General features: G+C 39.1%; 29 protein-coding genes, 1 pseudogene and 1 riboswitch. Of the genes and pseudogenes, 8 read left to right on the plus strand and 22 right to left on the minus strand.

Going from position 1 to position 26,772, the window contains the following annotated elements; all coding sequences use genetic code 11:
* Positions 1-9 precede the first annotated feature (9 nt).
* The 3 genes from ACYP5M_RS11930 to ACYP5M_RS11940 form a co-directional block, all read right to left on the minus strand.
* Positions 10-1,119 carry a D-alanyl-D-alanine carboxypeptidase family protein gene (locus ACYP5M_RS11930; RefSeq protein ID WP_459735081.1) on the minus strand — a complete coding sequence of 370 codons (1,110 nt, stop codon included), beginning with the start codon at positions 1,117-1,119 and terminating at the stop codon, positions 10-12.
* 356 nt (positions 1,120-1,475) lie between these two features.
* Positions 1,476-1,613, minus strand: coding sequence for a hypothetical protein (locus tag ACYP5M_RS11935; RefSeq protein WP_459735082.1), 138 nt, complete (start codon positions 1,611-1,613; stop codon positions 1,476-1,478).
* Positions 1,614-2,017: 404 nt separating this feature from the next.
* Positions 2,018-2,989, minus strand: a complete 972-nt coding sequence (locus ACYP5M_RS11940) for an acyltransferase family protein (RefSeq protein ID WP_459735083.1) — start codon at positions 2,987-2,989, stop codon at positions 2,018-2,020.
* 370 nt (positions 2,990-3,359) lie between these two features.
* On the opposite strand from ACYP5M_RS11940, the gene ACYP5M_RS11945 reads away from it, so the two are divergent.
* Positions 3,360-3,752, plus strand: a complete 393-nt coding sequence (locus ACYP5M_RS11945) for a thiol-disulfide oxidoreductase DCC family protein (protein ID WP_459735084.1) — start codon at positions 3,360-3,362, stop codon at positions 3,750-3,752.
* A 444-nt stretch (positions 3,753-4,196) separates the two neighbouring features.
* On the opposite strand, the gene ACYP5M_RS11950 is transcribed toward ACYP5M_RS11945, so the two are convergent.
* The 8 genes from ACYP5M_RS11950 to ACYP5M_RS11985 all read right to left on the minus strand — a co-directional run bounded on the left by ACYP5M_RS11950 (position 4,197) and on the right by ACYP5M_RS11985 (position 10,345).
* On the minus strand, positions 4,197-4,655 hold the full coding sequence (locus ACYP5M_RS11950; RefSeq protein ID WP_459735085.1) for a hypothetical protein: 459 nt from the start codon (positions 4,653-4,655) through the stop codon (positions 4,197-4,199).
* Between the two features lie 70 nt (positions 4,656-4,725).
* A complete protein-coding gene (locus ACYP5M_RS11955) occupies positions 4,726-6,585 on the minus strand; it encodes a S8 family peptidase (RefSeq protein ID WP_350299978.1) in 1,860 nt (619 codons plus the stop codon).
* A 481-nt stretch (positions 6,586-7,066) separates the two neighbouring features.
* On the minus strand, positions 7,067-8,413 hold the full coding sequence (locus tag ACYP5M_RS11960; RefSeq protein WP_459735086.1) for a DUF3238 domain-containing protein: 1,347 nt from the start codon (positions 8,411-8,413) through the stop codon (positions 7,067-7,069).
* A gap of 148 nt (positions 8,414-8,561) precedes the next feature.
* Complete coding sequence (locus ACYP5M_RS11965) at positions 8,562-9,068, minus strand: KGG domain-containing protein (protein WP_459735087.1); 507 nt, start codon at positions 9,066-9,068, stop codon at positions 8,562-8,564.
* Positions 9,069-9,211: 143 nt separating this feature from the next.
* Positions 9,212-9,361, minus strand: a complete 150-nt coding sequence (locus ACYP5M_RS11970; RefSeq protein WP_101223211.1) for a YvrJ family protein — start codon at positions 9,359-9,361, stop codon at positions 9,212-9,214.
* Between the two features lie 40 nt (positions 9,362-9,401).
* Entirely contained in the window at positions 9,402-9,620 is a 219-nt protein-coding gene (locus ACYP5M_RS11975) for a DUF2922 domain-containing protein (protein WP_230178192.1), read from the minus strand.
* Positions 9,621-9,663: 43 nt separating this feature from the next.
* The gene (locus tag ACYP5M_RS11980) at positions 9,664-9,882 is read right to left on the minus strand and encodes a DUF1659 domain-containing protein (RefSeq protein ID WP_402899170.1); all 219 of its coding nucleotides are present in this window, start codon (positions 9,880-9,882) and stop codon (positions 9,664-9,666) included.
* A 184-nt stretch (positions 9,883-10,066) separates the two neighbouring features.
* A complete protein-coding gene (locus tag ACYP5M_RS11985) occupies positions 10,067-10,345 on the minus strand; it encodes a DUF2798 domain-containing protein (RefSeq protein WP_434167725.1) in 279 nt (92 codons plus the stop codon).
* 159 nt (positions 10,346-10,504) lie between these two features.
* Here ACYP5M_RS11985 and ACYP5M_RS11990 point away from each other — a divergent pair, with 159 nt between their 5' ends.
* Complete coding sequence (locus ACYP5M_RS11990) at positions 10,505-11,368, plus strand: LysR family transcriptional regulator (RefSeq protein ID WP_230178190.1); 864 nt, start codon at positions 10,505-10,507, stop codon at positions 11,366-11,368.
* 163 nt (positions 11,369-11,531) lie between these two features.
* A complete protein-coding gene (locus ACYP5M_RS11995) occupies positions 11,532-12,173 on the plus strand; it encodes a hypothetical protein (protein WP_101223216.1) in 642 nt (213 codons plus the stop codon).
* Between the two features lie 43 nt (positions 12,174-12,216).
* Here ACYP5M_RS11995 and ACYP5M_RS12000 read toward each other — a convergent pair whose 3' ends face one another.
* The 6 genes from ACYP5M_RS12000 to ACYP5M_RS12025 form a co-directional block, all read right to left on the minus strand.
* Entirely contained in the window at positions 12,217-12,471 is a 255-nt protein-coding gene (locus ACYP5M_RS12000; protein WP_101223217.1) for a sigma-G-dependent sporulation-specific acid-soluble spore protein CsgA, read from the minus strand.
* Positions 12,472-12,579: 108 nt separating this feature from the next.
* Positions 12,580-12,777: a helix-turn-helix transcriptional regulator gene (locus ACYP5M_RS12005; RefSeq protein ID WP_034309784.1), complete on the minus strand. Its 198-nt coding sequence runs from the start codon at positions 12,775-12,777 to the stop codon at positions 12,580-12,582.
* Between the two features lie 28 nt (positions 12,778-12,805).
* On the minus strand, positions 12,806-13,297 hold the full coding sequence (locus tag ACYP5M_RS12010; RefSeq protein ID WP_459735088.1) for a DUF6773 family protein: 492 nt from the start codon (positions 13,295-13,297) through the stop codon (positions 12,806-12,808).
* A gap of 413 nt (positions 13,298-13,710) precedes the next feature.
* On the minus strand, positions 13,711-15,138 hold the full coding sequence (locus ACYP5M_RS12015; RefSeq protein WP_101223219.1) for a GntP family permease: 1,428 nt from the start codon (positions 15,136-15,138) through the stop codon (positions 13,711-13,713).
* A gap of 135 nt (positions 15,139-15,273) precedes the next feature.
* On the minus strand, positions 15,274-16,050 hold the full coding sequence (locus tag ACYP5M_RS12020; RefSeq protein ID WP_459735089.1) for a 3-hydroxybutyrate dehydrogenase: 777 nt from the start codon (positions 16,048-16,050) through the stop codon (positions 15,274-15,276).
* Between the two features lie 44 nt (positions 16,051-16,094).
* Positions 16,095-17,378: a GntP family permease gene (locus ACYP5M_RS12025; protein WP_459735090.1), complete on the minus strand. Its 1,284-nt coding sequence runs from the start codon at positions 17,376-17,378 to the stop codon at positions 16,095-16,097.
* Positions 17,379-17,798: 420 nt separating this feature from the next.
* On the opposite strand from ACYP5M_RS12025, the gene ACYP5M_RS12030 reads away from it, so the two are divergent.
* The 3 genes from ACYP5M_RS12030 to ACYP5M_RS12040 all read left to right on the plus strand — a co-directional run bounded on the left by ACYP5M_RS12030 (position 17,799) and on the right by ACYP5M_RS12040 (position 20,299).
* Positions 17,799-18,710 (plus strand): LysR family transcriptional regulator, encoded by a 912-nt coding sequence (locus ACYP5M_RS12030; RefSeq protein ID WP_459735091.1) that lies wholly within the window; start codon positions 17,799-17,801, stop codon positions 18,708-18,710.
* 158 nt (positions 18,711-18,868) lie between these two features.
* Positions 18,869-19,783 carry an NAD(P)-dependent alcohol dehydrogenase gene (locus tag ACYP5M_RS12035; protein ID WP_459735092.1) on the plus strand — a complete coding sequence of 305 codons (915 nt, stop codon included), beginning with the start codon at positions 18,869-18,871 and terminating at the stop codon, positions 19,781-19,783.
* Between the two features lie 162 nt (positions 19,784-19,945).
* Positions 19,946-20,299: a hypothetical protein gene (locus ACYP5M_RS12040; protein ID WP_459735093.1), complete on the plus strand. Its 354-nt coding sequence runs from the start codon at positions 19,946-19,948 to the stop codon at positions 20,297-20,299.
* Between the two features lie 103 nt (positions 20,300-20,402).
* Here ACYP5M_RS12040 and ACYP5M_RS12045 read toward each other — a convergent pair whose 3' ends face one another.
* The gene (locus tag ACYP5M_RS12045) at positions 20,403-20,741 is read right to left on the minus strand and encodes a hypothetical protein (RefSeq protein WP_459735094.1); all 339 of its coding nucleotides are present in this window, start codon (positions 20,739-20,741) and stop codon (positions 20,403-20,405) included.
* A 536-nt stretch (positions 20,742-21,277) separates the two neighbouring features.
* Positions 21,278-21,381: riboswitch (purine riboswitch) on the plus strand.
* A gap of 182 nt (positions 21,382-21,563) precedes the next feature.
* Here ACYP5M_RS12045 and ACYP5M_RS12050 point away from each other — a divergent pair.
* Positions 21,564-22,433, plus strand: a complete 870-nt coding sequence (locus ACYP5M_RS12050; RefSeq protein ID WP_459735095.1) for a 5'-methylthioadenosine/S-adenosylhomocysteine nucleosidase — start codon at positions 21,564-21,566, stop codon at positions 22,431-22,433.
* Positions 22,434-22,542: 109 nt separating this feature from the next.
* On the opposite strand, the gene ACYP5M_RS12055 is transcribed toward ACYP5M_RS12050, so the two are convergent.
* The 3 genes from ACYP5M_RS12055 to ACYP5M_RS12065 all read right to left on the minus strand — a co-directional run bounded on the left by ACYP5M_RS12055 (position 22,543) and on the right by ACYP5M_RS12065 (position 24,298).
* On the minus strand, positions 22,543-22,914 hold the full coding sequence (locus ACYP5M_RS12055) for a hypothetical protein (RefSeq protein WP_434167733.1): 372 nt from the start codon (positions 22,912-22,914) through the stop codon (positions 22,543-22,545).
* Between the two features lie 163 nt (positions 22,915-23,077).
* A complete protein-coding gene (locus tag ACYP5M_RS12060; RefSeq protein WP_101223227.1) occupies positions 23,078-23,803 on the minus strand; it encodes a ZIP family metal transporter in 726 nt (241 codons plus the stop codon).
* A 156-nt stretch (positions 23,804-23,959) separates the two neighbouring features.
* Positions 23,960-24,298: a hypothetical protein gene (locus ACYP5M_RS12065; protein ID WP_101223228.1), complete on the minus strand. Its 339-nt coding sequence runs from the start codon at positions 24,296-24,298 to the stop codon at positions 23,960-23,962.
* Positions 24,299-24,495: 197 nt separating this feature from the next.
* Between ACYP5M_RS12065 and ACYP5M_RS12070 the strand changes: the two genes are divergently transcribed.
* Positions 24,496-24,990, plus strand: coding sequence for a L,D-transpeptidase family protein (locus tag ACYP5M_RS12070; RefSeq protein ID WP_459735138.1), 495 nt, complete (start codon positions 24,496-24,498; stop codon positions 24,988-24,990).
* A gap of 73 nt (positions 24,991-25,063) precedes the next feature.
* On the opposite strand, the pseudogene ACYP5M_RS12075 reads toward ACYP5M_RS12070, so the two are convergent.
* Positions 25,064-26,518 (minus strand): annotated as a pseudogene (locus ACYP5M_RS12075) (Msr family ABC-F type ribosomal protection protein).
* Positions 26,519-26,772 lie beyond the last annotated feature (254 nt).

Raw genomic sequence — 26,772 nt, forward strand, 5'->3', positions numbered from 1 at the left:
TAACGAGTTCTAAAACCCTCCCAATCCTAGAGATGGGACAGAAAATTTTATTAGCCTATCATTGATTGTTTCTTTTTTAATCGGGGCAGGCAATACTGTGTTCCTAACATCAGCGACCGTTTTAAGGTCAAAGGATTCTATTGCTTCCCCTTCTTGGTTCATGATTGAGAGAATTCCATCATTACCCGTTTTTAGACTAGGTTGATCACTGCTTAAATGAGTATAGTATAAGTCTTCGTTCAGCGTGTAGGAATGAGAGTAGTCCGCTGAATAAAGTTTGCTTTTTTTATCAATTTTGCCTGATATAAAGTTATCAAAGCCATAGTTGAATAAAAGCTTCGTATCAGCGTAGGCAACCTTGTCTGAAGGAGCTTTTAGAGTGACAGCAATCAATTCCTGATCACCTCTGGTGGCAGTGGAAATCAGGGTGTAGCCGGATTGACTGACGAAACCGGTTTTCCCGCCGGTTATTCCCTTATAGGGGAGTTCTCCTTTTAACATTTTATGATGGGTAATTAGAGTCGTGTCCCATGTTTCCACTTCCCATGGTAAAGCCTTCTTCCCAAAATACTCACGGAATGTTTCATTTTCCATTGCATATTGGGTAATTTTCGCAAGGTCACTGGCTGTAGTTACATGGTCTTTGTCAAACAATCCATGGGGGTTCGTAAAATGAGTATCGGTGACGTTTACTTCTTTTCTTAAATACTCATTCAAATCTTCCATAAACAGTTTTTCACTGCCAGACATATGCTCGGCAATTGCGATGGCTGCATCATTTCCGGAGTTGATTAGCATTCCTGCAATTAATTTGGAAAGCTCTATTTCCTCCCCAGGTTCAATAAATACCGAAGACCCGTCTGCCTTCGCTGCTTTCTTGCTTACAGTCACTAGTTCGTTCATATCCCCGTGTTCTATAGCATATATAGCCGTGGCAACTTTCGTTAGACTGGCTGGATACATACTTTTATTCATGTTTTTTTCGTATAATACTTTTCCACTTTTCGCATCAATAATGATACCGGCTTCACTATTGAGGGGTAAGTCAGATTCTGCACTTACAGTCGTAGAGGCGAAGGGGATTAAAGCCAAAATGAAGATGAAGAAAAACTTTTTCATATGCCGCTCCTTTGATGATAGTAAAATCCTATATAGTCATAATAAAATAAATCTGAATGTTTAGAGTTGATTTATTGAAAGTGAAATACAAAAGTAATTACCCCTTAATAATTTTGGAAACATTTCGGGGAATGGACTTCATTTTCTTTCCTGAAATAACTTTATAAGGGTTGTAACCCTTTTAGTGGAGCCTCCATTTAATCTCCATTAAATAGATTTTTTTGTAGATCACTAAATATCTGCAATTTCTTTTCATGAAAAAAACCCTTCAAACTGAAGGGATCTGTCTGTAGATAAAATCTAAGAAAAGCCAGCTTGACTGCAGTTTTTTTATTTAAAAAACGTTCCAGATGATTTCAGAAATCCGCTCCCTTTCCGCCGACTGTCTGCCAAGCCGCATCAAAGCAAGCGGCTGCGGTGCCTCGGCTAGCCAATAATTCGGCAAGAGTGTCGCAAATTTCTTCAATCCAATAAGGATTACAGTAAAAAAACATGAAGGATAATCTAGTCTTGTATTAAAATCATAGTTCGAGATGAGACCGTTCCCGCCCGCGGAAAGCGAGTACCTGGAGTGGAAATCGACGTTCCGGGTTTAATAAACCCTCATAAAAACTGTAAACAAAAGGGGCTTTATCTAAATTTCAAAACAGAGTTGATTGGAACGAAAGGTGCGAGACTCCTGCGGGAAAAGCGCGTCGAGGGGAGACCCCACAGGCGCAAAAGCGCCGAGGAGGCTCCCCGACCGCCCGCGGAAAGCGAGTGCCTGAAGTGGAAATCGACGTTCCATGTTTAATAAACCTAAATGAAAATTGAGACTAACTTGTTCTTCATCGAGTTTGTCTACAGCCTGAGCCCTTCAAACAAATGGGCTAGTTACTTTATATGAGTTAAAATTCTGTTATGTTTTCATTTTCATTCCTATTAACACACATTCCACTTTTACTATCGGTTTTCTTGATAATATAAATATAATGGTTACAGGTATGACTAATAAAACATAGTACTGGCCACTTTCTTTGATCCAATCATATATAAATGAGTTATAAACATATTCCAGAAAAAACATATGAAAAAGATAAATACCTAATGTAATTGATCCTATTTCAGTAAAAAAAGTATGTTTTTTAGGAACAATACATAAAAAACAATAAGTTGCTGCTCCCATAATTAAATAAACGAGAAACTTATATATAAAACCGAGGGCAATGGGGCCTTCCATTAATTCCTTATAACCTAAACGGCCATAAAACCATTCCCTCCAAGTCATTTCCCCATAGAAATAAATACCGATAAAGATTAAACCTAGTACAGCCCAGCCTATTAGGGCATTACTTTTCTTTTTAACCCATTCAAAATGATTTTTTTCTAAAAAATGACCAATTAAAAAGAAAGGAAAGAAAAAGAACGTTCTCGACAAACTTAACCATTCATTCACTTCACCAAAGTAACCGATTATTAGAGAGACAATTATTGAAAAAACGATTCCATATTTCCTCGAGGAAAATATAAACAATAATATATTCCAGCAGAATAAGCTTATTAAGAACCATAATGCCCATCTTGGAGTCAAAATTGTGAATTCAATTGGCTCATCAAATAACTTCTGATAATAGAAGGTATAAATCACCTGGAATATTACATAGGGAATTAATATTTTCTTAATTAGCCCCCAGAGGTCCTTTTTACTTTTTATCTTTCTTGAAAAATAGCCGGATACTAAAATAAAAGCTGGCATATGGAATGAAAAAATAAACAAATAAATTGTTAAAATCCATTCGTTTTCTTCCACCATTCTAGCTAATGTGTGTCCCAAAACAACTAGTACGATTAAAACAGCTTTCGCATTATCAAAATACGGATCACGCTTCATGAAATCTTACCCCCTATAAAGAAACTGCTAGTTATATCTTCTGATCCTCAATTATGGTTTGAATGAAAAAGCCGGCTTTCCTCTAATATAGGATTGCCGGCTGTTTACGGAACTTCATTGGAGTATCTACCATATCATAGCTTGTTTACAGTATAGTTAATGGAAAATAACAGTTTGATAACAGAGACTTAAACAAAAAACTCCACCCGCCAATCGAGACGCGCTAACGCACCCGTTAATGACTTGCCGGAACGGACAATCACTTTCAAAATCAAATCCCAAGCAGTTCCAGACGTTTTCGCCTTAGCAGAACGGGTAGTGTATTATATAAGCATGAGTATGATAACGTCTCTCTATAGGAGGAATGTTCATGAATCCAATCATATTATTTGATGGTGAATGCAACTTTTGCGATTCGAGTGTCCAGTTCATTATAAAGCGGGATCCGCAGGGGCTTTTTCATTACGCTTCGCTTCAAAGTGAGGCGGGGCAAGAGTTGCTGAAGAAGTATGATGTACCTGCAGATATAGATAGCATGGTCCTGATCGAAAGGGATAAGCCCTACTATAAATCGTCAGCAGCCTTGAGGATTTGCCGCCGCTTACAAGGGGCATGGAAATTTCTTTACGGCTTCATCATCGTTCCAAGCTTCATCCGGAACTTCGTTTATGATTTCATTGCCAGGAACCGTTACAAATGGTTCGGAAAGAAAGAAGAAAGCTGTATGCTGCCGTCGCCAAGTGTTCGAAAGCGCTTTTTATAAATAGACTTGTAAACATTAATGTTAATTTAATTAATGACCGTGGAGAAATAGTTCGCACTTAGGGGAAGAAAATCAGGAAAAGGCTAATCAAACATCTTCAGAAGTTTGGGTAAAGGAGCAGATAATATTAATAGCAGTTGCCAATGAAAACCCGGAAATTAATTTTAGATACACTTTATACCTCTTTATAGGGAAGTAAACAATTTAAATCGAAGCCCCAAACTGCCATATTAAGCTCGGAATGAAAACACAGATGGAAAAGGTATTTAATTTTCTGCTTTCGTTATGGCTTAGATTATCTCTTTATTGGCATTCTATAACGTAAAAAAGGTAATTCAGCTGAATTACCTTTTTTTACGTTATAGAGTTTCCGGTAAGGCTCTTTAACGAATGTGGTTGGTACACATTAAAGAACAATATTTATGAAGTGTGTTTATATAATTGTTAAGGGTGAGTTATTATTTGCTCAACTTTATTAAGAGTACTAGCATTACTTGGAATAAATTGAGCAGTTAATTGATAGTCTCCTTTTGAAAGCAACTTCGAATTAATTCTTATAGTATACTCCCATGTGTCTCCTTTATTAAAATCTTTTTTATGTTTTTTAGTCGGTTGAGATTCAACAGTAATGATATTCCCCTCTTTAATTGGACTATTCGTTATTGTTTTGAATTCTACGTCTATTTCATTACCTGTAGCAAATTGCAAATTAAAGTTCTTATTTGTATTATTGGTAATTTTATAAGTAAAACTCTCATAGTCTTTTGTTGTCAATTGATGTTCCAGGGATTGTTCGACGTTAAGATCGAGTTTATTGTTCTTTTTATCAATTTGAGCAATGTAGTAGTAATAGGCAAATATTATTAATGAAACAATCACAATACCAATAATGAACTTTCGCACAAGATACCCCCTTCCAAATGTTGAACATTACTTGTTTTATTCTCTCTTTTTTGTTACTCTAACTATTTATTTAGTAACTTTTCACACTGCTTATAGGAGGATTGTCCGCGTAGTCTTTACCCGTTCCTGTAGAAATTCCGTATGAAAAACCTCCTGAGCCACCACCAATAGATGGAGTTATCGTTGTGAAAGCATGAGAATATTCTACTGTTGCTTGTAAAGGTCCATTGTTTTTACTTGAAGCAGATTTAGGTAGATAAATATATTGAGTGAATTTCCCTATATCATCATGTGATCCAGCACGTAGATCTACTTTCCAAGACATACCCGCTTTTAAAGAAGGTTTAAAAACAGTAACAGATTCAGTAATAGGAATTGCACCATAATAAGTATGAGATAATTTACTTGTAGATTTATACCAAGCGTTATCAGTCCAGGCTAGAGCAAAAAGATCCACGTACCGATTTTTTGGCATGCTATTCCAATTATAACTACCATTTATTTTAAACTGTTTTTCATTACTATTCTTAATTCCAAGATAAGACGCACTTACTTTTAGAGTAATACTTCCACCATTCTTTAAATTTTGAGCTTGTACATCCCCACTAATTTCATCTTCCGGCACAAATGTATAAGTAGTTTCAGAATAGTCAGGATTCATTGCTCCTTCAGATATAAACTCTTTCAATTCTTCATTAGTTGTTCCATCAATAGCTTCTTCTGACCAACCAGCTTCAGTTAGAAATGCCAATTCTTCTTCGGTTAATTCATCTTGTTTCGAATCTGTTTGGATGTTATCTGGATTGTACGGTTCTACATATTGAGAGATAGAAGGATCAACATTTACCAAATTATATTTTTTTTGATTTTCTAGTGTTGTAGCGTAGTCTTTTAATTTTGTGCGCATTTCTTTATTATCAAGGTTTGCATTTTGTGACCAAAGAAGGGCTGCAGCTCCTGAAACATATGAGGCAGCTATAGAAGTACCACTTGCTGTTATATGATCGCCATTTAAATCTAAAGTTTGGATATTTACTCCCGGGGCAACCAATTCTAATTGATCGCTATAATTAGACAGTGAACTCATTTGATTATAGAAGTCTGAGGCTCCAACACCAATTACATTATCATAGGCAGCCGGATAAGTAACTTTTTCAGTCCCCTCATTTCCAACTGAAGAAATCATTAAGACTCCTTGATCATAAGCTTTATCAATTACATTTTTCAATATTTCAGATTCTTTAATACCACCGAAGCTCATGTTTATAATATTGATATCTTCTTCAATTGCCCACTCAATTCCTTCAATTATATCACTATATTGTCCTGTACCATTTTGATCAAGTACTTTCCCAACATACAATTTAACATCTGGAGCTACTCCGTGGAATCCAGAATTTTCATATGAAGTTGCAATTATACTAGATACTGCTGTTCCATGACCGTTTAAATCTATAACATCTTCTTCACTATCTATAAATGAAGCTTGCTTTTCTATTACTATCCCAGATTGATTAGAAATCCCGGTGTCTAAAATTGCAAGTTTAATGCCTTTTCCAGTTATACCATTTTCATGAGCTTTATCAGCATTAATTCGTTTTGTTCCCCAACTATATCCATTTTCAAGATATGTTTCTCCATTTAAAGGAGTAGATTGTACCGTTACATCTTCTTCAATCAGTTTTACATTTGGATTTTTCTTTATTTTATATAATTCATCAGCTGTTAATGATGCTTTTGCAGTCTTAAAATGCTTGTATTTCCCTTTGATTTTCCCTCCCTCTTTTTCAATTAATTTAGTATCCAATTTTTTATTAAACTCTACTAAATAGTTCTTTTCGCTTTGATTCTTTGCTTTACTTACACGCGGCTGTGAAAAAAATGAAAATATTAAGATAAAAACCGCAATAAATGAAATGATTTTTTTCAACTAACACATCTCCAGTTCAAATTTTTTATTTAAATATTGTATATCAAAAGCAACACCGGATATATTTTACCACAATTTAAATAATTTAGTATATTTTACTAATTTTATTTTAATTATCGTTTGAAATGATGGTCAATAATTAGTTAAATTAAATTTTCCTAAATAACTAATTAGCCAAAAAACAGTAGGAAAAATTGTATGATATAACAAAAGCGATCAATACTGAAATTTCATTGATAATAGCAAATAACTTAATTGCTGCTACACATTGGTCTAGCAGGTTTCAAGCAAAAAAGTGTGCGGATAGTCATACCCAATCTAAAGGATTGCCTCATTTATAATGACTTAATCTTGTTTCACATCTTCTCACAGATTTGGAACAGGTATTTTAACGGGTCTATAATGAAAATCAATACTTTCCTATAACAGAGGCGCTAATAAACAAAAAAGGACGATCAGCGCTCACGGCTTTTCGTCCTTTTCATTGTGTAAATGAGGAGTATCTCCATAAATGATTGGCCGTAGGATGCGCCATCATTTCGAGCCCTTTGTTTTCCGCCAGGTGCAGGGGGGCCCAGTCTGGGTCATCTGCCTCCTTGAGGTAGACTTCGTGATGCGGTGCCTGATCATGATAGCCTGCTATATTGATTTCGCCATTTCGGTAAAAGGTCCCAATCACTTTATAATCCACGGCTGGAGAAATGATGATTGGGTTGCCTACAGAGTGTGTCAGCTGAATTGTCGTTTTTTCATGATTGGATAATACGCGCTTCACTACAATGTCTTCATCCGAGGCCACTCCTTCCTCAAGGAAATCGCCATCATGATTGTAGGCTTCACTTTTCCCGACCGCTTTGGCAAATTCAATCTCGGCCTTTCTTTCCTTTTCGTTTATATACACATCGACTCTAGTCCGGAAACGGGATGATTCAGGATCAAACCCGCGATTGTCACCTTTAAAAATGGGAACCTTCGATGCAAGATTGGGGTTTTTCAGCCACTCATCCGGTAAAAAGGTGGTATAGCGAAGCTGCCAATTTCTTTTCTTTTTACCGTCCACATCGTTTTCAACTGGCTGTAAAAGTTTTTTTACAGGCCCTATCTTTTTCGTATTCGTTATTTCCTCGATCGCTGCCTTTGCTTGGGATGAACCTTTTTTTACGGCTCCGACAATACTCGCTAAAAGGGATTTCACGGCATAGGACTCCTGCTCCGAACGCGGAAGGGGCCGCTTTGCTTTAATGGTATATGTGTATTCCTGATCTTCACTAATACTTCGATCACTGAAGGAACATCCACCCACTTTCCCAATATCCACGCCATTTCGGTAAATCGTATACTCTTTTATTCCTTTGATGGGCTCCCATTCCAGGCTGGCTTGGCCTTTTGCGACAATCGTGGTGAATACCAAATCCAAAAGGATATTATCTTCTTTTTTATTTTCGGCGGTCGTTGATGTCTGTATTTTCATCCTGTTTACTGACTGTTCTTTTTCATTCAAACTATCTATCGTGTACGTATAGATGGTTCCTGGAGTCAGACCCCGATCTGCAATCTTTGGCTCCGAGCCGCTGTAAATAAGCTCTCGCCCCCTGAATACCCGATAGAAACCGCCTTCATCCGGCCAAATAAGTTTTATGGAATCTTCTTTCCGTTCGATCTTGCACATCAATGAAGCCGTTTTGAATACCGCTTGATGCTTCCTCTTATTGGAGACCAGATAAGCGAATCCCGCAAGACCAAGAGCAAGCAATGAATGCCGTGCAGTGAATGTAACTCCGCCTACTTTTAAACGGGGAAATGAATAATGAGCAATCATCTTCTTCATCACCTCTTCCTTTTCTAGGTGTTATTCTTTACCCACTTTAATCCCTAAGCACACTTTGCAATGTGCTGTGAAGGACAACTTGCTGGCATAACAAAACCGAGGGAATGGTTACTCCCTCGGTCATTTATAAGTTTCACTGGATTATATTTTAACGGCGGCTTTTTTCCCCGCCTTTGCGTCCTGCTTCTTCACGGCTCATTTTTCCATCATCGGAATCATCACGTTGATTGGCTCGTGCCTCTCCGCCTTTTTCGCCGATTTCCTGATAGAATTCCTTGCCATGACTGTCGGATGTCGCTTCTCCGCCTTTTTTACCAATCTCCTGATAGAATTCCTTATCATGATTTTCGGATGTGGCTTCTCCGCCCTTTTGGCCAATCTCTTGATAGAAGTCCTTATCATGATTTTCGGATGTGGCTTCTCCGCCCTTTTGGCCAATCTCCTGATAGAATTCCTTATCATGATTTTCGGATGTGGCTTCTCCGCCTTTTTGGCCAATCTCTTGATAGAATTCCTTATCATGATTTTCGGAAGTGGCCTCTCCGCCTTTTTGACCAATCTCTTGGAAAAATTCCTTATCATGATTTTTTGCTGTCGCTTCCCCGCCTTTGCGGCCAGCTTCTTCCCTGCTCATTTTTTCATTGTTGTTAGTCATTAAAACTCCTCCTTATTATTTGGATTTTTTAAGAACTAGCTACAGTTTTATGTATACCCGATAGTTTTGATATAAAACTAGAATCTATTAAAATTTCAAAAGGAAAAGCATCATGAATGATATCACTCATGATGCTTCCTACCCTACTTCGGAATCCCTTCTCGCAAGCGATTTGGCAGCTCTACAAGGGTTTCATTCAAAGTATCCAATTTCGTTTCAATTCTATGAAGCAAATAGAGGGTAACAATGATTGGGAACCCAATATCACTGACAAATGGCAGAATTTGATCCACTTTTTATTCACCTCACTTCAAGTGTGTAACCTCCCGTTCGTTAAATAAGTTCCACTTCCTCCACATTCCGCTCGACAAGGCGCGCCGCCTTCAAATCGACGAAATTCCCGGAGGATGTAACGAACACATTCCCCGCAATGATTTTTTCCATTGCCTGTTTAACCGTGTTTACTCCGACCGGATCCTTCGGATTATCAACGGAAATCGTCGCTGACTTTCCTTCAGCTGTAACGAAAATCAATTCCAATACTTTAGCCATTTCAAATCACCTCCCCCTCTTCCGACATCTTTCGAAAAACCGATTAGCCAATCAAAGAATACGTATCCACCCGGGTCACTTCACCCATTGGATAATTCTGTACACTTGCGATTGCAACTGCTGTCGAAAACAACTGGTCCGCCGTCGCCTCAACCTTGATGTTTGAAAATGTCCTCCGCTTGAAAACGAGGGCGCCTTTTTCATTTAACCCCGTCTCAAAATCGATTCGCAACGTACTTGATACTGGAATTTGATTTGCCATACCACTCACCCCCTTTCACACTCTATATAAACTTTTACAGGATGAAAGTAGCATGGTCTTGAAACTTTTACGGAAAACGCATAAAAAGCTCCCCATCATTTGGGCAGCTCTATATCAGTATTTTTTAAAAGTCCATATTCTTTACTTTTTTTAAGGAAATCCTTTGATTATCTACTGGCAATTATCATTTGTCTTCTTCTCTCACTAAAAAATCTTTCTCAATTATTATCGGTTTTTCTACAAAATCAATTCTTCTCATTATTTGTTGTATTACTCTCGGGAAAAAGTAAGCTCCAAAGAAAGCACAGATAAAAGCCTGTGACCAAGTTTTTAACCAAGTAGCTAGGAATATATGATCATAACCCCTATTTATTGAGACTAATATAAATGAAATAAAAAAGGACATACTAAATGCCATTAAAAATGCATAAATAATATTTCTGTATTTAACGTTAATTTTCATTATTTTTCTACTTCAACTCCTGATCTATTTTAGGTTCCTTGATTTTTTTATTTTCTGTTGTTCTGTTCCCAACTATATTTTATTTCTTCCATTTACATTAGTAAAACCAATTTTTATAATAGGTCTATTAGAATTACTAATGCAAAGGGGTTAGTCAGATTGAATTCTTATTATGCATTTATCAAAACCATAGAAACAGGCAGTTTTACAAAAGCTGCTGAAGAACTTGGCTATACGCAGTCCGCCATTAGCCAAATGGTGCATTCATTAGAGGAAGAGCTTTCCACCACTCTTATTTTACGTTCTCGAAAGGGTATTACCCTGACACCAGATGGCGAGGAATTTTTGCCATATATCCGGAAGATTTGTAATTCACATAGGGAACTGACTGAAAAGCATAAAGAGATGGAGGGACTGCAAAGCGGTCTTATTCGAATTGGCACCTTTTCCAGTGTTACATGTCATTGGATACCGGGATTGATCAAGGATTTCAAGGAACTTTACCCGACTGTTCATTTTGAATTACATCAAGGAAATTATTCGGAAATCTCAAACTGGATTAAAGAAGGCAGCGTAGACTTTGGCTTTGTGAATTCAAATGTTACGGATTTAACTACGATTCCCTTGCAAGAAGATGAAATGGTGGCTGTAATGCCAGTAGATCACCCTTTAGCATCATCCACAGAAGTCTCCTTGGAGGAATTGCTAAAAGATCCTTATATCCTGTTGGATGAGGGAGTTATACATGAACCATTAATAATTTTTAAACAGTACAATTTTGAACCTGATACACAATACCGGGTCTATGATCCTTATGCGATTATGTCCATGATTGAACAAAAGCTTGGCATTTCGATTTTACCGAAACTGCTCTTAAATAAATGTCCCTATAATATTGTAACGAAAGCCATCTCCCCTTCTATTATCCGAACAATTACATTGGCATACAAAGATAAAAGGGTATTGCCAATAGCAAGCAGATATTTTATTGACTTTATTATTGAAAGGTATAGGGAAATCTAACCTCTATTTTTATTATCGTTTTTGCTTTTCATTTTATTTTCCCTTGAAATTATTTTTTTATAACTGACCTTTTTGATGCGAAGATAAATAGCAGTTGGCTTTAAATGGCACGTCAAATTCGCCTTTTCTGGGAAATAATAATCACGAAAGGAAGTGGATGTTGATGTCATTAGAATGGTTTGACAGAGTAAGCGGGGAATTGCAGGATCATCTTAAATCAATTTGTGAAAAATACGACCGCAATGGCAGTTTGATCGTGGAGCGCGGGTCTAAGCATCCACGCATCGAGTTTTATACAGAGCTGGATGACAATGAGCGGGATTATTTTGCCACGCTGTTTTTTGATCCGTACAATGAAGAATTTTATATGGAATCGTTCGAGCCTGATTTAGGACAGATCAGCAAGGTCATTCTTTCGGACATTGAAGATATCGTCGATGCTGTCCATGAGAGCTTCCATAACTATTTGGAAGAGGAAGATGATGATTACGAATATGATATGGATGATGATAATGATGATTTGTATGATCCAGACGGCAACGATTCCGAAATATACGAAATCGATGTAGATTGGGAAACGCCTGAAGTGACTGCCTATATCCAGGATAATGAAGTCGAGGTCACCTATCAATTCGGTATCGTCCAGGAAACAGGTGATGGTGTACTGAAACGGATCAATCGGATTCGGACAGCTGATGATGACCTGATAAAGGATGAAACGAATTTCATTTTCAGCAAGGAAGAAGCAAGTACGATCATCGCCATGATAGCCAGTCATATGGATTCACTAAGTGAAATGGAATAAAACCAATAAAACCTTGTCCATGATCATCATGGACAAGGTTTTATCATATAATAATCAGTTCATATACCTCTGATAATTGCGTGACCCGTTCCGTATCACTAGCTTCCTTCGCATGTTTAATTTCCTGAGGAAGAATATGGTTAAGGAGACTGGCTTCTTTACCGGATAGTTTATTGACGAGTTCTTCTTCAGAATGAAAATGTCCGCTTTTGATTTTATTATAAATTTCCTGGGCTTCAGGATATTGGTCCGTATAGTTAGACAATATCTCACGTAAGTAGCCAATCGTACGATCCATCAAACCATCCCTCTCGAATGTTAGATTTTTGCTTACATGCTATACCTTCCCCCATTTTTTGATGATAAATTCCTAAAAAAAAGATATCCAAGTCAATGGATACCCTAATCAGTCTTCCTCCCAAAATAAATCATCCAATGTGCGGGATAATGCTTTACAAATTCCGACACATAAACTTAATGAGGGATTATACTTTCCGGATTCAATCAATCCTATCGTTTGCCTGGATACGCCGACAATCTTGGCCAGTTCTTCTTGTGACAAGTCCTTTTCTACTCTCGCAAGCTTCAGTTTTATATTTTTCAAGGGAAAGCACCTACTATTTCTTATTATCTTAGCTATTCTTCATTCCGATTTTCTTCGCCAGCAAGTATATACCACCAAAAAACAGAAGTAAAATCGGCAAATAGATCATAACGGATACAAACGATACCAATACAAAATACCATACGCCCTGGGAACTGCTATCGGCATAGGATACAGCACTATTCACCCCCATGAATATAGCGATGATGAGTGCTAAAGCAACCGTCCCAAGAATCGTCTTCCTGCTCATCGGTGTTTTGCTTGTGCGGTCATGCATCTCCACCTCATCCCAGAATACACCTAAGAAAATGGAACGAGCTAAGTAATACAGCCCTCCTGCAACAAGGATCGCGAACTCCAGATATAACTCCCCGCTGCCTGCACCATATTTATATAGTTTGAAAAGTCCACTCACCAGGCAAATGGCCAAAATGACGTAATACATTTCTTTATAAATTTTATTTCTAACATTCTCAACCCGCTCATCCGTGATCTTTTTCTTTCGTTTGAATAGATTCATCTCTGATCGACCTCCAATAATTCCATCGCTTACCCTTATTATATGATTTATTTAACTTTTTGCAACATATATATTACATTTTATATTTTATAAATTGCAATATGTATAAAAAAAGATATCCAAACATCAAGTTTGGATACCTCAATAACCTTATTTAGGGTTTTACTCTAAAGTTTTGGGGATTTACTCGTATATCTCCATTTTCGGAGATATACCTGCAATTTTCGTTGATATATCTCCATTTTCGGAGATAAACCTGCAGTTTTCGTCGATATATCTACATTTTCGGAGATAAACCTGCAAGTAACGTCGATATATCTCTATATTCGGAGATAAACCTGTATTTTCGTCGATATCGTGAATTCTAGGCTTTTACTCGTGAGTTTTGGAGTTTTACTCGTGAATTCACCATTTTATATAATGCCAAACCAAGTATAGAGGGCAATGATGACAAAGACAGCCAATGATTTAATGATGGTGATCATGAATATGCTTCCATACGATTGTCTATGCGTTAATCCTGTGACGGCAAGCAGGGTGATGACGGCTCCGTTATGCGGAAGTGTATCCATGCCGCCTGATGCCATCGCGACTACACGGTGCATCACTTCAGGTGAGATATTGGCCGCGGCGATTGCTTGATTGTATTTATCAGCCATTGCGCTTAATGCAATTCCCATCCCCCCGGAGGCCGACCCTGTTATGCCTGCCAGTGCACTAGTGGTGACAGCACCGTTGACAAGCGGATTCGAGAACACACCGGATATCCCGTCACTGATCTTCGCAAATCCTGGAAGGGCAGCGATGACTCCGCCGAAACCATATTCCGAACCAGTGTTCATGACGGCAAGCAATGAGCCGCCAATACTGTTGTTCAGTCCTTCTTTCATGTTTTTCGTCACTCGTTTCCAATCATAGGCAAGGGCTGTGATGATCCCGACGATCAGTGCAATCTCCACCGACCAGATTGCAGCATTCGCTGCTACATCAACAGAATAATCTTCTAATCCCATTGCGGAAAAATCAAATCCATCAGGATACCAGTTTGGTATGGCTTTAGATAGATAATTATTCATGATGGCAACCAACCCAAGCGGAACGAATGCTAAAATCTGCCGGAATACAGATTGGTTTGAATGTAAATCAGGAGCGGGCTCCCCTTTTTCCTGTTCAGGATCAGCGGCATTTTTCGCAGCAAGCCCATAATATCCTTCCCCTGCTTTTTTGGCTCTTCTTTTTCTGCTTTCCAAGTAGGCCAATCCAACCGATAAGACAAAGATGGCGCCTATGATTCCAAGTATTGGAGCCGCATAAATGTTTGTACCAAAGAAGGACGTAGGAATGACATTTTGAATTTGGGGAGTTCCCGGCAAAGCATCCATCGTGAACGTGAATGCACCAAGTGCGATGGTAGCCGGCATAAGCCTTTTAGGTATGTCGGCTTGCTTGAACAATTGAACGGCAAAAGGATAAATGGCGAAAACCGCAACAAATAAACTCACGCCGCTATAGGTTAAAATCGCACCCAAAAGGACAATCGTCAGCATCGCTTGTTTGGCACCGATCAAGCGGACAATCGTCTTCGCAATCGATTCGGCGATTCCCGACATTTCGATGATCTTCCCGAAAATGGCCCCTAATAAAAAGACGGGAAAATAGTTTTTTATGAAAATGACCATCTTTTCCATGAATACGCCGGAATAGAACGGCAAAACATTCCCCGGGTCAATGAAGAAAACAGGTAAAAGTGCAAAGATAGGTGCAAATAAAATGACAGAATAGCCGCGATAGGCTGCAAACATCAATAGCCCCAGCGCCAGCAATATAATCATTAAGTCCATGAAAGTCCCCCTTAAACATATATTCCAAGTTTGAATAATTTCCCCAAACTAGTTAAAAATACGCCAAAAGTGAACCTCTCTGACAAATTAAAATTTGTCAGAAAGGTTCACCTTTATTTTTTTTATAATTATTGATTATTGAGCTGTATAGCCACCGTCAATGACAACAGCTTGACCTGTTACGCTTTTCGCTTTATCGCTTGCCAGGAACAATGCATAATCAGCAATTTCACTAACATCCAATAAACGTTTTTGAGGCACTAATGGAAGAAGGACTTCTGCCAATACATCTTCAATCGGAACATTACGTGTTTTCGCCAAGTCTGCCATTTGTCCGCGAACAAGCGGAGTATCGACATATCCAGGGCATAAAGCATTAACAGTAATACCGTGTTCTGCACCTTCCAAAGCAGCAACTTTCGTTAAACCGATCACTCCGTGTTTTGCGCTGTTGTAAGCCGCTTTACCTGCGAATCCGATAACACCGTTAATGGAAGAGACGTTAATGATGCGGCCGAAACCTTGTTCTTTCATGATTGGGAACACGGCTTTAGTTAGAATGAACGGCGCTGTCAGCATGATTTTTATCATCAATTCGTATTTATCAGTCGGGAAATCCTCGATTGGTGATACATGCTGCAGCCCGGCATTGTTAATCACGATGTCAACCGAACCGTATGTTTCTTTAGCTTCCTTCACCATATTTACGATATCTTCTTCTTTTGTAACATCGGCTTTGATTCCAATTGAATCGAAACCAAGTTTTTTCAATGATTCCGCAGCATCTTTCACCGATTCTTCATTAATGTCGGAAAGAACCACTTTGGCTCCACTTTCAGCGAAATGCTTACCAATTTCAAATCCAATACCGCGAGCAGAACCTGTAATAATAACGACTTTATTTTCAACCATTATGAATTCCTCCTAGAGTAGATTAATTAATATATCGATATTTATTAAACGATACCGATGGCACCCATTATGATGCCGACGATCATGGCAATAGTCGGGATGATGAACGCAACCACGAAAACATCCTTATATGTTTCTTTATGAGTCAATCCTGTAACCGCCAATAGTGTCAATAGAGCACCATTATTAGGGAAAATGGATGCACCTGAAGCGACTGCCGCCATTCTGTGGAATACATCCGGGCTGATTCCCGTCGATTGTGACAAGTTGTAAAAAGTATCGCCAAGTGCATTAAGCGCAATACCCATACCTCCTGAAGCTGAACCAGTGATGATTGCCATGATTTGTACGGCAAGAGATTCAGCAACGAGCGGATTGCTCGAAATATTAAGCAGCCAAGAAGTGATGTTATCAAATGCAGGTATAACCGCAATGACTGCTCCGAATCCAACAGCGGCACTAGTATTCAGGATGGCCATCACTGACCCTTTCGCTCCCTCATTAACAGAGAAAATGAACTTTTTGTAATCCTTGATATTAATGACCATAATGCTCAGAACCCCTAATAATAATGCATAGATAGGTTCTAATTTCACAACGTTAAGCAATAGGACAACAATAAGAAGCGGAACTAAAGACAATAACCAATTCGGTACTTTTTCATCTTGCTCAGAACCGGTAACCGCATCATCCGATTCGATGAATCCTTCTCCTTTAGCAGAAAGAGATCTTTCTCTGTAGGATAACCAGAAATACCCGCCAACTGCCATTATCAATGAAGTGACGATACCGATGATCATGCCTGAAGTGGGTGTCGTATGGAAATACTCCATCGGTATCAGGTTTTGGATTTGCGGTGTACCCGGTATGGCCGTCATCGTGAAAGTGAATGCCCCAAGCGCAAAAGTGGGAACAAGCAGCCTTCTCGTAACGTTTGCTTCTTTAAATAACGCAAGCGCGATCGGATAAACGGCAAACACGACCACAAATAAACTGACTCCGCCATATGTCAATAAAGCGGAAGCGATCAGTACCCCTAGAATCGCCCTCTTTTTACCAATGATCTGCGTTACCTTCTTGGCAACGGATTTCGCTGCACCCGTTTCTTCCATCAGCTTTCCGAAAATCGCTCCTAGCAGGAAGATCGGGAACCACTTCTGAACGAACCCGACCAATCCGGTCATATACGTTCCGGTATACGTATCAAATACATCCAATCCGCTCATCAATGCTACTACTCCAGCCACCAGCGGGGCCACCCAAATGATGGACCATCCCAAATAGGCCAAAGCCATCAGCAATACTAAGCCTACAATTATACTTAACACTCGAAATCACCTCTTTCCAAGGTGATGTAAATAGTTTTGCTTTCCATCATGCTTCCCCCTTGATGTGTAAGTCCCTTATGCTGCAGACTTCAAAATCCTTGTCTTACAGCTTCAACCCTAAAAGATACCCTCTTTTTGTTATCTTAAAATAACTTCATAAACCTACCTTGTCCGCATTTCGAGAAAGATGAATAAGCTGATTGATAGGATGGAAATATATTCATTAACATAAAACATCATAAATACAGCTCCTACTAAAGCCCTTTCTCCTTACACTTTTACAGTAAAGAATATTTTATTAAAATAGGGTTATATATACTTGCTTTTTAATCCTCATATAGTTTACATCTCCTTAATTTATAAGTAAAATGAATAATAAGAATACACTTTATGCTAATGACGAATAAATAGGAGAAAGATATGGAATTACGAGATTTAAAATCATTCATGGAAGTGGCCCAACATAAAAGTTTTACGAATGCCGCCGCCAATTCTTACTTAACACAGCCTTCCTTAAGTAAAGCCGTCAAAAAACTCGAAGAAGAACTGAGTGTGGAACTCTTCGACCGCTCAACGAGACACCTGCGCCTGACGGATGCCGGACAAATCGTATATCAGCAAGGCCAAAAAGCATTTGCGGCATTATCCGAATTGAACGTACTCTTGGATGACCTCAGGGACGTTACAACAGGCGTTGTGAAAATCGGCATCCCTCCGTTGATCGGCACGCTGTTTTTCCCGGAAATTGCCCGCAGCTTTCAGGAACGTTATCCGAAAGTTTCCCTCGAGTTGGTCGAACTGGGAGCAAAGCTGATTGAAAAGCTTGTCGAAGAAGGCGAAATCGATCTCGGCATCGTCGTATTGCCTGCCAGCGAAGCTAATTTCAATATTTACCGCTTCATTGAAGACGAATTCGTTTTATTTCTTCATGAAGAGCACAGACTAGCCAGCCATTCAGCCGTCACCTTAACTGAATTGAAAGACGAGAAATTCATCCTTTTTTCAGAAGACTTCACTTTACATGATTACATTATCCAGGCATGCGTAAAAGACGGATTCACCCCTGACATCTCATACCAAAGCTCACAATGGGACCTGATCATCGAACTCGTCTCATCCAAACTGGGCATCACCCTCCTGCCCAGATCGATTTATCATAAGCAAACCAACGAAAATGTTAAAATCATCCCGTTAAAAAACTCGAACCTCCACTGGAAACTCGGGATCATCACCAAAAAGGACGCCTACCATTCCTTCGCCTTGAAAGAATTATTGAAGATGCTGAATGAAGGTGTTGGTCTAGTGCAAAATGACATTACAAACACCAAGTAAATATAAAAAAATGTAAAAGCAGTGGATTTCGGAGGTGAAATATCACTGCTTTTTAGCGTTTCTTCAGAAGTTTCTTCAGTTTCGTTTACATATAGTTTTATAGTTCAGCTTAAATCATAGTATTAAAAGACTGAATCAAAAACTAAAGGAGACTTGCGATGAAAGCAATGGTATGCACAAAATACGGTTCGCCTGATGTACTGGAACTCAAGGAGGTAGCAAAACCAACTCCCAAGGACAACGAAGTTCTGGTGAAGGTTCATGCGGCAACAGTCGCTTCAGGGGACATAAGAGTCCGGAGCTTCAAGAGCCCCTTCTTATTATGGCTGCCGATGCGGATCTTTCTGGGGCTTAGAAAACCGCGAAAACCGATACTCGGAGTGGAGCTAGCCGGGGAGATAGAGGAAACAGGGAGCAATGTGAAAAAATTCAAAAAAGGCGACCGGATTTTCGCCATGACTGGAATGAATTTTGGGGCTCATGCCGAATACACATGCTTACCTGAAGACGGGGCAATCGCAATAAAGCCCATCAATGTGACCTATGAGGAAGCCGCCTCCGTTTCTTTTGGGGGAACGACAGCTCTGCATTTTTTTAGAAAAGCCAATATCCAGGACGGACAAAAAGTCCTCATATACGGTGCATCCGGTTCTGTAGGGACTTCCGCGGTACAGCTTGCCAAATACTTTGGAACAGAAGTTACCGGAGTATGCAGTGCCGCTAACTTTGATTTGGTGAGATCATTGGGAGCAGATAAAGTGATTGATTACACAGAAGAGGATTTCACGGAAAGACAAGAGCGATATGACATCATCTTTGATGCAGTCGGGAAAAGCTCAAAAGCCACATGCAAAAAAGCACTAACCCCGAACGGTCGATACGTGTCCGTTGAAGGGCAAGGAATAGCAAAGGTACTTACGGAAGATTTACTATTTCTCAAGGAGCTAATCGAAACTGAAAAGATAAAATCGGTCATTGATAAACGCTACCCGCTGGAACAGATACCCGAGGCTCATAGATACGTAGAACTAGGACATAAAAAGGGAAATGTCGTGATAACTGTACATGATTAACCCTGACAAAACCTTGCAAATGTTATAACTACCTCTTGAACATGTAAATACCCCTTAGACAATTGGATCTGAAGGGGTAGGATGTCATTATGCAGGAAGATGTTGAAACTTTTTCCAGCAACAAACGTATATGGATGAGAGTTGTAATTTCTGGAGGATAGAATGAATACTGATGCAATCGTACGATTAGTTTTAATGTTAGGGATTCCAGCCTTCATGATGTGGCGGGAGTATAAAAAGATGTCAAAAGAAGAACGAAATGAAGTGAAGACTGATTTTACGAGTAAGCGTTTTATCGCTACATATGGTTTAGTCGCACTCAGTTTGATATTCTTGTTGGTCGAACCAATTTTTGAAGCGACATGGATGAAAGTGATTAGCGCCGTGCTTTTTTCATTTGGAATGATAGTGAGCAGCTTCTTTACATGGTTGAACGCTTCATCAAAGTGTAAAGCAGTGCTTGGTATCATCTCTTCAATAATCGCTTTAGCCATCTTTTTATGGGCGATCACCTAAATACTTGCAGCCCTTTGCAAGGAAACTAGTTAGAGTGAGCCCGATTACTGATTCGTAATCCGGCTCGGTTTAAGGAGAAAAGAGCGATTTTAATTTAGCATTATCACATCTCATTGAATCTCTTTAAAAAGGATTCTAACTCACCTATTGATTTAAATTTAAAAGAATACCCATAATGTATTGGAGTTTGGCCTTTATTCACTCTCTTAGGAAATTTTTTTAATGCAGTACTATGATACTTCTTTTCACTTTTAAAATCTTCATTGTTTTCTACTGTCTTTGGATCCAAAACAACACCAATCTCTTGAGTAGGCAATAAGTATATTACCTCTCCAGTTTGGATGTTTTTAAATTCTGTAGCCTTACTAGTCTCCTTTTCTTTTTCATAACCATTTCTTTCGAAAGTCCTGTATAAGCTCGCCATTCCTTCACTTACTATCATTGTTTCATCTCCTAACTCTATTATTCGAGGCATTAATTGTGGATTATCTCAAAAAGATGCCAAAACGCAACGAAAAAGTAAAATATAATAATTAATTCATAACGCTAAATACTCAGATAAATTCTATTAGATTTTAACATATATAAATTATTATCCCGCACTCATTAAAAAATATTATCCATAGGTGGGAAGATTATTGAGATTCCTCCTTGCAAAAGGTTAAGCTGATGCTATTCAATGTGTAAAGTCTTGCGGTGAAAATGAATAAATCGCTGTAGTTATTTTCAACGTACTCTTCAATGATCTCCATCCCTTTTTTGAATCTATCAACTAATAAATGTGTGTAATTTTCATCCCAGGTAAACCTGTTGATTCGTTTAAGCTCATCGGCCAATACTTGAAACTTGAACTCCTCAACAAGAAGCTATAATTATGATTTTATCGAATCACTCCCTAAACACGAACATTAAATTATTTTTATATTTTAATGTTCACTTTTTTTATTGATTATCTATCATTTGTTTGTTATATTAGCAAAGTAATAATCGTAATTTACTCGTATATGCTCGGAAATATGGTCTGAGCGTTTCTACCTGGTTCCCAGTGAAAGAACTAGACTACGAGTTAAAGTATATTCAGCTGCCCGCTTTCTTGAGCAGCTAATGATTTAGCATTCGCTTCATTTTTGCTTGATTATCTATACTTTGACTATCGTAGGTCTAGAAGGCAGTAATCATTCTGCCGTTCTGGACCTTTTTCTTTGGACCATATCTGCGAGTGTTTCAAACAATCGGATAATTTGTTTTTAAGGAGAGAAAAAACATGTTAAAAAAGTATACTATATTAGGAATCATTGCTTTACTTTTCGTGTCGGTAATTGCAGCATGCAGTTCTGCTTCCAAAAATGAAACGGTCGAAAAAAAGACTCAAAGGCCTATCATGATTCAAGGTCCAATGCCAATTGAAGCTGAAAATTTCGCGAAAAGGTTAAAAAATGTTAAAGAAGAAAAATCAGGAGATTTTGTATTTTATATTGGAACTTTAGACAATTATCCTGTAATCGTTGCCAAAACAGGTAAAGGGATGGAAAACACAGCTGCCGCTACAGCATTGGCCATTGAAAGATATAACCCTATTGCCATCATCAATCAAGGGACATCAGGCGGACATGATCCAAGCTTAAACGTTTTTGATATTGTTTTAGGAAAAAGAACGGTAAACCTAGGTTCATTAAAAACGGCTGATAAAGCTGAAAACGAAGGAATCGATCCAACCATATGGAAACCAATGGACCTAATGGCTTCTGAAGGAAGTGCAGGAGAAGATCCTAACGCTGAAAAACCACGCTTCTACGAGGGAGATAAGGATCTACTCGCAGCTGCTCATGCAGTTAAAGACACTTACACAAAAGGTAAGGTTGTCGATGGTACTATCGGTTCTGCAGACGTTTGGAATAATGAAGTGGATCGGATTAAGTGGTTCCATACGAAATATGGTACATCCGTGGAAGAAATGGAAGGAGCTTCGGCAGCACAAATCGCCAAAGCTTACGCTGTGCCCTTCTTAGGTATACGAGTGCTATCCAATAATAAAGTGAATGGCGGTAAATATAACCCTAATACAGCAGCAGCCAATCAAGAATATGTGTATGAAGTAGTCAAAAAGTATATCTCTACGATGCCAAGCAAATAAGACCGGGCTCGGAGCATATAGAATTAGAATCTTTTTGGTCAACTATCCCTATAATGAAAAAAAGAAGAGCACATAATATGTGCTCTTCTTTTTTTCGCCGATACCCTAATTAGCTGACTATTGATTCTTCCTCCTTGCAAAAGGTTAAGCTGAGACTATTCAATGTGTAAAGTCTAGCGGTGAAAATAAATAAATCGCTGTAGTTATTTTCAACGTACTCTTCAATGATCTCCATCCCTTTTCTGAATCTATCAACTAATAAATGCGTGTAGTTTTCATCCCAGGTAAACCGATTGATTCGTTTAAGTTCATCTGCCAATACTTGAAATTTAAACTCGTCAACAAGAAGCTTCAATTGATACAATTTATCTTTATTTAAACAAAAGCAGTTGTTTTCATTTTCATGATTTTCCCGGACAAATGTAATGAACCCTTTTAAATTATCAGCTAACATATTCGCTATTTGCATCTCGAAGTTCATTTCTAACAGCTCCTCAATGTCTAAAATCTATATGAAGAGTGTATGATTTGAAATGATATTTTAACACCAACAATTCTTTTTTCGAGATAGATTCCTTGTGCATTTCCTTCTATGATAGAATTTTCACAAAAAAAATTGCCCCCTTCCTTCCAAGGGGACAATCTCACATCGAATCCAGAACCAAAGATATAAGCAGGCCAGCAGCGGTGAATATGCCCGTGATCGGCCCTCCGTCTTCATATGCTTCAGGCATCATCGTTGAGGCGATCATGGCGATGATTCCCCCGCCTGCAAAGGCTGCCATCGCTGCCAGGACATAGTCCGGGGCATGATCGAGGAATAGATAGCCCGACATCGAGGATAATGCCGAAATGATCAGGACGGAAAACCACAGCAGCATGATTTTCTTCTTGGAGTAATCACTTTTGAGCAAACCTGTTGTACTTGAGAGCCCCTCCGGAATATTACTGATGAAGATGGCAATGACCAATAGCCAGCTTACCGAGCCACCGCTTATTAAGCTGGCGCCGATCATGATCGACTCCGGTATGGCATCCATCACGGTTCCGATGAAAATGGCTAGGCCCGCTTCCTTCGAAGAGTTATTATTGGACCGTTTCCTTTTATCCGCACCTTTTTTGGAAATAAGAAAATCCAAGGCAGTAAACACGCCGGCCCCTGCTATGAATCCGATCCCCGTCGCCCAGATTCCACCATCACTCACCGAATCAGCAAGCAGCTCATATGCCGCGGCACCAATCAATACACCCGTACCAAAAGCCATGATATAGCCAATGATGTTTTTCTTGATGGGTATGAAGATTGCGGCAAGTGCGCCAAGCAGGACGGCAGAACCCGAAACCCCTCCCCAAAAGACCGCATTCCACATAGAACTCCCCCATTTCCTTTTTATAGGATAGTGTACCCGGGTTGATGTTAGGGTAAACAAGGGGCCGCTTTTGGCAATTCCAGCAAAAAAAAGCAGTTATATTCGCTGCCATGGTTTTTGTGTATAGAATGGTAGAGTATCCTGCTCTTCGCTGCCTTATATGACTGATATTTGCGGTTTTCCTTCTTCTCTTTCACTAACCTTTTCGATTTTATCGACAAACATTTGAAAAACCTTTCTCTTTTCTTCAAGCTCTTTTATCGATTCTTTCAATTCGTTCAATTTTTGTTCAAAAGGTTTATGATAGAGCTCGCGGATGCTTCGAATAATTTCATCATTAATAGTGGATTGTACAACCTGTTTGGTAATATTGAATTTATAGGAATAAACCTGAAGTTCACGCTTAACTTCATCATACTCTTTTTCTATCCCATTTAACACATCACTAATTTCTTCATTCCATTCTACTAAAGCCTTTTTCACATGTTCCTCCACCTTTATTCCCCCTCTTTAACTAACAAAAATCCATCTCCATAAAAACTTATTTTATCAAATGTTCATTTCGGTTTCTTTTCGGCTAAGTTACTTAACATATTAGTTACATTAAAAACAGATAACAGCGAGTTACGAAACACTTTTGAAAAATCACATAGAATGAAACATGACAACTATAACCTATGGAGGTGTTCAGACTGATTCATACAGTTAAACCAGGTGAAACACTGACACAGATATCCAAGGACTATCGGAGACCGCTATCGGCCATCATCGCTGCTAACCCGAACATAAATCCAAATGTCATTAATCCTGGTCAACCCATCATGATCCCTGGTTTTCCCCCTGCTGATACCATTCCATTTCAAATCGATGTGTCCGTTAACAATCGTAAGCTAAGGCTGCTTAAAAATGGAGTACTGCAAAAACAATATCCAATCGCCGTTGGAAGAATGCTGTTCGGTACACCAGTAGGACAGTTCATCATTATCAATAAAGCCCCCAACCCCGGAGGCCCATTCGGTACAATGTGGATGAGTCTATCCAAGGAGCACTACGGCATTCATGGAACGAATGATCCCAGCTCGATCGGTAAAGCCGTCTCCAAAGGCTGTATTCGCATGCATAATCGGGACGTGGAGGAATTATCAAGGATTGTTCCAATCGGGACACCGGTTACGATTCATCCTTAATGTGTTCAGTTACTCTTATATAAATAAGCCGATGGAATTTTCTCATCGGCTTATTTTTCCGTAAACGTAAAAATCACACTTGAACCAATTTTTTCGCCTGAAGCTTATACTGAATATCGGCAACCTGCTTTATGAACGCTTGATCATGGGATACAAATATGATCGTGCCTTCATATCCAGCTATGAATCGTTCCAATGCTCAAATGGCAGTAATATCCATAAAGTTGGTCGGTTCATCCAATAACAGAATGTTGTATTCCCCTAAGAACAACTGACAAAGCTGGAGGCGAATCGCTTCTCCGCCACTTAAGGACTGAACGCTTTTCAGTATATCCGTCCCAGTAAACTGCATCGAATGCAGGACGCTTCTTAAAAAACCTTTATCATATTCTGAGCGATTCTCCAGGAATTGCAGAACCGTTTCATCTTTTGCAAATCTATAGCTCATTTGACGGAAGTAACCCATTTTTGCTTTTGGAGAAACCGTTAAACCTGTACCATTATTCGCAATATGGTGAAGCAAAGTACTTTTACCGCTGCCGTTGCTGCCTGTGATGGCTATTTTTTTACCGATCGGCAGTTGGAAACTCACCTCATCCAATAATACGTTCTCCTTCACTTGAAGAGTCAATCGGTCCGCCATTATCGGGAACTTATTATGCAATTCCAATTGCTTTGACTGGCGAAATACGATTTGCCTTTCCTCTTGAACAGCTTCCACTTCCTGAAGTTTTTCCACTCGATGCTCAATTGCCTTCGCTGCGCGTTGTGCGGATTTTTGGCTTGTGCCTTTCGATTTCGTCATAAACGACTTATTCGGCTTTGCATTCGCCTCTTTTTTTGACAATCTTCCAGCCTGAGCGATTTTTTCAGCCTTTTTCATTTTTTCCTGCGCCGCTTTTTCAAGCCGGCTCTTTTCTTTAATGAATTGTTCATGAGCTTGCCTCTGTTGTTCACGTTTTAACTGCTTCTGTGCCATGTACTCGCTGTAATTTCCTGAATATACAAGTACCTCGCCTTCATGCACTTCCCAAATCGTTGTGACGAGTTCATCCAATACAGCCCTGTCATGACTAACTAAGACAAGCGCACCATAGTAATAGCGTAATTCATCAAGTAAAAACGAAATGCCGTCTTGGTCCAAGTGAGTTGTCGGCTCATCGATAAGTAACGCTTCATTATAGTGGGTAAACAATTGGGCAAGCTTCAGCCTCGTTTGCTCACCGCCGCTTAGTGACGCAGAATTTCGCGGAACTGCCAATTTTCCCAGTAACGCTGGATCAGCTTCTGCAACAACAGGCGCTTCAACTTGCTCAAAATAGCCACGATCAACGTACCCCTTTACCTTTCCGGTTGTCGGTTGAATTTCTCCAGCAAGCAACTTCAATAACGTACTTTTCCCTGTACCATTTTTCCCGACGATGCCGATGCGGTCAAATTGATGTACAGCCAATCGATCAATCTTCAATATCTCTTTATCTAAATAAGTCACTTCGACATTTTCTAATTCAAAACATATTTGTTCCATATTCGCTACCTCCGAAATTTGTGATTTCGTATCGATAGCTTGGATCGATACGAGCTTCTATTTCAAGCCCGCATCAAAAGAATAATAGAAATTGCAATTTACATTCCCCCTATTTTATAGTCACCGCTGAATGATCATCTAATCGATATGAGCTCAACTCAAACTCTCATCAATAGAAAAGTAACATCATCAAGTTAAATCCCTCCAAAACAAAAAAGTACACAGAAGGGCCCTGTGTACGGAAAAAATCGGCA

Source organism: Peribacillus sp. N1 (assembly GCF_054600815.1).